The 6391-nt window shown below is 31.3% G+C and carries 7 protein-coding genes and 1 rRNA gene; 7 read left to right on the top strand and 1 reads right to left on the bottom strand.

The window, feature by feature from the left end; translation table 11 throughout:
• Positions 1-44 precede the first annotated feature (44 nt).
• The 4 genes from rrf (at position 45) to ACFO3N_RS14955 (ending at position 2598) form a co-directional block, all read left to right on the top strand.
• A 5S ribosomal RNA gene (gene rrf / locus ACFO3N_RS14970) occupies positions 45-154 on the top strand.
• Between the two features lie 407 nt (positions 155-561).
• On the top strand, positions 562-1125 hold the full coding sequence (locus ACFO3N_RS14965) for a Crp/Fnr family transcriptional regulator (protein ID WP_379798922.1): 564 nt from the start codon (positions 562-564) through the stop codon (positions 1123-1125).
• Positions 1126-1179: 54 nt separating this feature from the next.
• Positions 1180-1962: an acyl-ACP--UDP-N-acetylglucosamine O-acyltransferase gene (gene lpxA / locus ACFO3N_RS14960; protein ID WP_379798920.1), complete on the top strand. Its 783-nt coding sequence runs from the start codon at positions 1180-1182 to the stop codon at positions 1960-1962.
• Positions 1963-2004: 42 nt separating this feature from the next.
• Positions 2005-2598 carry a YdeI/OmpD-associated family protein gene (locus tag ACFO3N_RS14955; RefSeq protein WP_379798918.1) on the top strand — a complete coding sequence of 198 codons (594 nt, stop codon included), beginning with the start codon at positions 2005-2007 and terminating at the stop codon, positions 2596-2598.
• Between the two features lie 58 nt (positions 2599-2656).
• Here the strand turns inward: ACFO3N_RS14955 and ACFO3N_RS14950 are convergent, their stop codons facing one another.
• Positions 2657-3547, bottom strand: a complete 891-nt coding sequence (locus tag ACFO3N_RS14950; protein WP_379798916.1) for a DMT family transporter — start codon at positions 3545-3547, stop codon at positions 2657-2659.
• 344 nt (positions 3548-3891) lie between these two features.
• Here ACFO3N_RS14950 and ACFO3N_RS14945 point away from each other — a divergent pair, with 344 nt between their 5' ends.
• From ACFO3N_RS14945 to ACFO3N_RS14935, 3 genes are all read left to right on the top strand, one after another.
• On the top strand, positions 3892-4974 hold the full coding sequence (locus ACFO3N_RS14945; protein WP_379798913.1) for an acyltransferase family protein: 1083 nt from the start codon (positions 3892-3894) through the stop codon (positions 4972-4974).
• 120 nt (positions 4975-5094) lie between these two features.
• Complete coding sequence (locus ACFO3N_RS14940; protein WP_320495855.1) at positions 5095-5727, top strand: SMI1/KNR4 family protein; 633 nt, start codon at positions 5095-5097, stop codon at positions 5725-5727.
• A gap of 121 nt (positions 5728-5848) precedes the next feature.
• Positions 5849-6388 carry a hypothetical protein gene (locus tag ACFO3N_RS14935; protein ID WP_320495857.1) on the top strand — a complete coding sequence of 180 codons (540 nt, stop codon included), beginning with the start codon at positions 5849-5851 and terminating at the stop codon, positions 6386-6388.
• Positions 6389-6391 lie beyond the last annotated feature (3 nt).

Here is a 6391-nt window from a genome sequence, read left to right as displayed (position 1 = left end):
ATAATGGCAATTAATGATTAAAAGCTGCTTGCAGCGAATAGCCTTAAGGTGGTTATTGCGGCGGGGCTCACCTCTTCCCATCCCGAACAGAGAAGTTAAGCCCGCCTGCGCAGATGGTACTGCAGTTTTGTGGGAGAGTATGTCGTCGCCTTTCTTTTGAAAACCCTATCCAAACCGGATGGGGTTTTGTGTTTTTTGGAAGTTTTGATCTGACCGAACATGATGGGATAATGGCTTCAGATTAATCAGGTGCCGCGTTAGTGATGGAAGCGGCATCCTTTTGCGGGGCGCGGAGGGCTTCTTTTTCCCCTAAAAATCCATCCGCAAAAGATACAGCGGACAGCACGGCCCGCAGGGAAACGCCATAAAAATATAATTATTTGTTGTTGATTTAATTTTTGCGCTTTAATTCGGTTAATATTTATTCGTAAAGGCGCTACCTCAAATTATCATTGTTAGATCTTTAAAGTCCTTAAAATCTACTAAAAAGAATGGTTTGTTATTAGGTTTAGCTTTTCTCTTAAATTCGCTTTAAATTTGATTATTATGAAATAATAATGGATGGAAAAGCTAATTGAGATTATAAATAGTTTTGAGAAATTAGATTCGGAGACAGAGCTTGCTATTAAAGAAAGTTTTTTCGAAGAAACTTTTAAAAAAGGCGAGTTTATTGTTGAAGAGGGTAAAGTTTGCAATAAAATCTATTTCATTAAATCGGGTGCGATTAGAAGATTTTGTATTGAAGACGGGATAGAAGTTACGAAGTGGATTTATACCGATAATCAATTTGTGACTTCAATGAGTAGTTTTTTTGAACAGAAACCTTCATTTGAAAATTTTCAAACTTGTGAAGAAACAATTGTCTATTCACTTTCTTATTCTGATGAACAAGCTTTATTAGAATATCCTATATTTATAAAATTTCATATTAAGCAACTTCGCTACTACCTTTCAAATATAAATGAGTTTAATCATTTATTTCGTTTAATGACTGCAGAGAAAAAATACTTATTTCTTTTAGAGTCATTTCCGCAAATTATTAAAAAAGCCAAATTGAAGCATATTGCGTCATTAATTGGCGTAAGCCAAGAAACTTTGAGCAGAATTCGTGCATCAATTATTTGATATTACATCAATAAAAAATATTTAGGTTTTTTCAACTTTTGTAGCTAACTAAAGATGCAAAAATTGAAAGAAACTTTTATTGATAAAAATGCTATTCTAGGTAATAGCATTTTCATAGGAAATGGTGTGACTATTGAGAAAGATGTCGTAATTGGCGATAATACGCAGATAGGTAACAATGTAACGATTTTAAGCGGATCGAGAATAGGAGAAAATTGTCAAATCCATTCTAATGCTGTTTTGGGCGGCGTACCTCAGGATTTGAAATTTAAGGGAGAATATACTCTTCTTGAAATTGGAGACAATAATATAATTAGGGAGTTTGTGACTATTAATAAGGGAACAATCTCTAAAGGTAAAACCTGTATTGGTAATTCCAATCTGATTATGTCTAATGCGCATATTGGGCACGATTGTGTAATTGGTAATAATTCTATTATTGGATTTAGTGTCGGAGTGGCTGGTGAAGTAATTGTTCAGGATTGGGTAAATATAAGTGGATTAACTGCTATACATCAATTTTCTGTTATTGGTGAACATGCTATGATTAGTGGTTTAGGCCGAGTAGTTAAAGATGTTCCTCCTTATGTGGTTGCTGCACATGAACCATTGAGGTTTGCGGGAGTAAATTCTGTTGGATTAAAAAGAAGAGGATTTAATTCTCGAAAAATTGACGAGATTCGATCAATTTATAGAATTATATTTCAAGAGAAGAGAAATACAAAATTTGCTGTGGATATAATCAATCAAGAATTTGAGCAAACGGTTGAACGAGATAAAATTCTAAATTTCGTTCGTCAATCTAAAAGAGGAATTATTAAAGGTTTTGAAATTTAAATATATAAAAATGCTAAATTTATATTTATAAATTAACTCGTTATGACCAAACATAGTACAAACTCTAAAGTTGATTTTTATTTCGAAAAAGCTGAAAAATGGAGAGCCGAAATTGAACAAATGAGAGAAATTGTTTTAGACTGTCATTTGTCTGAAGAATTGAAATGGGGATCTCCTTGTTATACTTTTGAAAAAGCAAATATTGTATTAATTCATTATTTTAAAGAATATTGTGCTTTTTTGTTTTTCAAAGGTGCTTTAATGAAAGATCCTGATAATATCTTGATCCAACAATCAGATAATGTACAGGCGGCTCGTCAAGTTCGATTTACGAATGTTCAAGATATTTTAGCTAAAAAAGAAATTCTAAAAAAGTATATTTTTGAAGCGGCCGAAATTGAGAAATCGGGACAAAAAGTAGAACTGAAAAAAGTTTCCGATTTTGAAATTGCAGAAGAGCTTCAGCATAAATTTGATTCAGATGCTGATTTTAAAAAAGCTTTTTACGCTTTAACTCCTGGAAGGCAGCGAGCCTATTTACTCCATTTTTCTCAACCTAAACAATCTAAAACTAGAGAAGCTAGAGTAGAAAAAAATACTGGGCGGATTCTAGACGGAAAAGGATTGAATGATTAAAAAAATAAATAAAAAGAAAAACTCCTTTTATACAAAGGAGTTTTTTGTTTTTATTATTCTAAGAGATTTGCTCTTTGCTGGTGTTTTTCTTTCGAATAGAAATTAAAGATTGGAAAAGAACGGAAGTCATAACCAAACTTATTCCTATGTAAAAAGAGAAATTGACCGACTGGCCTTCATTAAAAAACAAAAAGGCTAATATTATCGAATAAATTGGCTCTAAGTTGAATGTTAGATTTATGGTAAACGCAGGGATTTTTTTAAGGGATTCTGCAAACATTACATAAAGAGCAACAGTACAGCATGAAGCTAAAATTAATAAATAGAAAATGTCTTTTAAGTTCGGAATAAAAACCTGTTCTGGAAAATTGTAAAAATAAAACGGAAGAGCAAGGCCTAAAACTAAAGTTCCTCCAAGCATCTGATAAAAATTAATGAGCTTGCTGTCATAAAATTGTACTAGTCTTTCGTTGTAAATAGTGTACAAGGCAGCAAATGCAGAAGAAATTACTCCGAGTAAAATTCCAAGTTGATAAGAAGAATCAAAATGAAAAATCAAGCTTATTCCTAATAAGGTTAACATACTTAATAAAACCTGAGTTAGATTGAATCTTTTTTTATTGAGAATAGGTTCAAAGAAAGCTGTAAAAAAACTGGTAAGACAATAGCAAACAACCCCAATTGATATATTGGAATATTTAATGCTGGCGTAAAAGAAAATCCAATGAATGGTAATCAAGACTCCAGCTTTAGAAATTTTTACTGCTTCAGAAAATGACTTTAGCATTTTAAGATTATAAACTTTTAAAATAAAAAAGAGAATAATAGAAGCCAATAATACTCTATACCAAACTAAAGTAATTTCGTTAAGCGAAATAAGTTTTCCGAAAACGCCAGTAAAACCAGCAAGTAAAACTGCAGAATGCAGTATCAAATAGGATTTTTTCATAAGAAGTTGTCTATCCTTTTTTTGAAGGATATTTTTTGAATATTAATAACGTGATTGAGGTAAAGACACAACTAATGGGACTGAAGATTCAGTCAAGTGTCAATACTAAAGAAGCATTATTAATTTACTGGAGGAGGAAGACAACCTTTAAAACTCATGATAAAATTTTATTTTCGGTAAAATTAAGAAAAAATCATTCCGTGAAAAAGTGCAAAAAGTTATTTAAATGTGAAACTTCAAAAATTTAACAACTGAATTGAATACATCTGATTTTGATTTGAATATTTATTTGTAGAACTTGCAACGATACCAAATTACCTAAATTATAAGTTTATTACAATCTAATGAGTACAGGCCAGTCAACTACAGCAGTTCTTGAAACTAAACAACATTTTGAAATTTTAGACGGATTAAGAGGCATTGCAGCTTTTGCTGTTGTTGTTTTTCATTTTATGGAATGGATTTTTACTGATCCAAGTCAGAATTTTATAGGACACGGATTTTTGGCTGTCGATTTTTTCTTTTGCCTTTCGGGATTTGTAATAGGATATGCTTACGATGATCGTATTGCAAAAATGGGACTTCGTAATTTTTTTATCTCAAGAATTATAAGATTGCATCCGTTGGTTATTGCTGGGTCAATATTAGGATTGTTGGCTTTCTTGTTCGATCCGTTTGGAGGACATTTGGAATTATACAGTACAGGAAAAATTATTTTGACATTTATTTGTTCTCTATTTCTTATTCCGTTTCCAGTTATTGAAGATCGCGGATTTAATTTATTTAGTTTTAATGCGCCCGCATGGTCTCTTTTTTGGGAATATATTGCTAATATCGTTTATGCACTTGTACTTTATAAAATTCGCAAAAACTTTTTAGTTGTTCTTACTTTAATTTCTGCATTTGCAATTTGTTATGTTGGATATAGTTCTGGAAATTTAATAGGCGGATGGAGTGGACCAACTTTTTGGGACGGCTGCGCCAGAATATCGTACTCTTTTTTGGCCGGATTGCTTATTTACCGATCCAATTGGATTATCAAAAATAAATTGGGATTTGCCGGATTGACTATCTTATTGCTTTTGGCTTTTGTAATGCCTTTTTCAGAGTGGAATTGGCTGACTGAACCTTTTGTGGTTTTATTTTACTTTCCGTTATTAATTTCTTTGGGTGCTGGCGCTCATTTAAAACCTTGTTTGAAAAAGATATGCACATTTTCGGGTAACATTTCATATCCGTTATATATGACACATTATGCTGTACTATGGATGTTCGGAAATTACTTTGTCAATTATAAACCAAACACAATGCAGCTTACATGTATCGTAACAGCGAGTGTAATACTTTTAGTTGGTTTTGCTTATTTCGTAATGAATGTTTATGATAAACCATTCAGAAAATATTTGACAGACAGGAGAAAAAAATGATTGTTAAAAGGATAATCTTTCAATATCATAAAATTTAAGATGAAAAAATATTACTTAATTTTAATACTTACATTGTTTTTTAATTATTCAAAAGCACAAATCAAAAAAAATCAATCTAAAATGAAAACAGAAGTAACAGTTAGTTTAATTAATGTTTGTAAAAGTAAGCTTGATATTTTTGATCGTTTTATGAATAAAGGAGCAACCGATGTTGAAATACAGGAACTGGAAAAATTTACAGGTCAAAAATTGCCTGCATCTTATATTCAATTATTGAAAACTTATAACGGAGAAAAAAGAAGTTTGGGTTTCTTGGGAGGATTTGGATATTTAGGTATTGAAGAAGTTAAAAGAGAATGGCTATTTTTTAAAAATGCTCCCGATACAAAACCTGAAGCTATTAATCAGGTTAAAAAAATTACCGATATTTTGTATTCCACTAAAAGAATTCCATTTGCCCATGATGGCTCGGGAAATTTTCTTTGTATAGATTTTATTCCAAATACAGACGGTATTTTAGGCCAGATTATCTATCTTCCATGCGGAGATCCTGAGCCAGTTTCGGTAATCGCAGACAACTTTGAAGATTTTCTAAATTTGATAATTGAAAAAATTAAGTCTGAAAAATTGAAACTAGTTGATGAAAGAGAAGATTGGGACGCAAAAGATTGGGAGAAGGCAGATATTTATTTTGAGAGTACATGGAATGATGATTGGAGTGATATTGCAGAAGAATATAATACAAAAAAATAATTTCGTTGTTCAAAATACAGAACCAATTCGGAGATGTTGGAGCCGAGAAAAAGATGTCTAAAAAAAAGGATTAGTGAAATTTTAGGAACGGCATCATTTAAAAACAACAAAATAAAAGTAAATGGGCTTTAACCGATTAGAAATTCAAAAACCTGATGAATCGGGCTATTATGTTTTAGATGAAGAATATCTTCTTTCCTATATTTACTCAGATGGCTGGACAGAACGTCTCTTAAGATTTGAAATTTTCGTTGATATTTATTATGAATGCAGGGGAGAAATTGGCTTTTATACAAGAGAAAAAGATAGTAAAGAAATTGAAAGTTTATTGGGGTTTGAATTGCCTACTGAAATCAAAAAACTAATAGATCTTTTAATGAATCAGAAAGAATTGCAATTAAAAAAGTACTATTCCGATTTTTTTATGGAAGATTCCAGCAGACTTCATTTTGTTATTAATCGTGACGGAATTTCGCATAATTCAGGAATTGGAATTATGTTGAAAAAACTCGAAAATCCAAACGAATCAGAAAAGTTACTTTTTCTTTTGAAAGAAGAATTTGAAAAACTTCGCGAAGGTTTTTACAACAAAATGCTTTTAGAACGAGGTTTGATTAAAGAAGTTGTAACATCTAAAAAGAAACGAAACAGGCGCTTGTAAAAT

This window comes from Flavobacterium chungangensis (assembly GCF_042654045.1).
Classification (GTDB): Bacteria; Bacteroidota; Bacteroidia; order Flavobacteriales; family Flavobacteriaceae; genus Flavobacterium; species Flavobacterium chungangensis.
Note: the sequence above shows the minus strand (reverse complement) of the source record. Positions and strands in the feature narration are given on the sequence as shown.

Bases quoted from the DNA above. Each gene is read 5' to 3' on its own strand.
- ACFO3N_RS14965 (WP_379798922.1), top strand. From the start codon at position 562: ATGGAAAAGCTAATTGAGATTATAAATAGTTTTGAGAAATTAGATTCG.
- lpxA (WP_379798920.1), top strand. From the start codon at position 1,180: ATGCAAAAATTGAAAGAAACTTTTATTGATAAAAATGCTATTCTAGGT.
- ACFO3N_RS14955 (WP_379798918.1), top strand. From the start codon at position 2,005: ATGACCAAACATAGTACAAACTCTAAAGTTGATTTTTATTTCGAAAAA.
- ACFO3N_RS14950 (WP_379798916.1), bottom strand. From the start codon at position 3,547: ATGAAAAAATCCTATTTGATACTGCATTCTGCAGTTTTACTTGCTGGT.
- ACFO3N_RS14945 (WP_379798913.1), top strand. From the start codon at position 3,892: ATGAGTACAGGCCAGTCAACTACAGCAGTTCTTGAAACTAAACAACAT.
- ACFO3N_RS14940 (WP_320495855.1), top strand. From the start codon at position 5,095: ATGAAAACAGAAGTAACAGTTAGTTTAATTAATGTTTGTAAAAGTAAG.
- ACFO3N_RS14935 (WP_320495857.1), top strand. From the start codon at position 5,849: ATGGGCTTTAACCGATTAGAAATTCAAAAACCTGATGAATCGGGCTAT.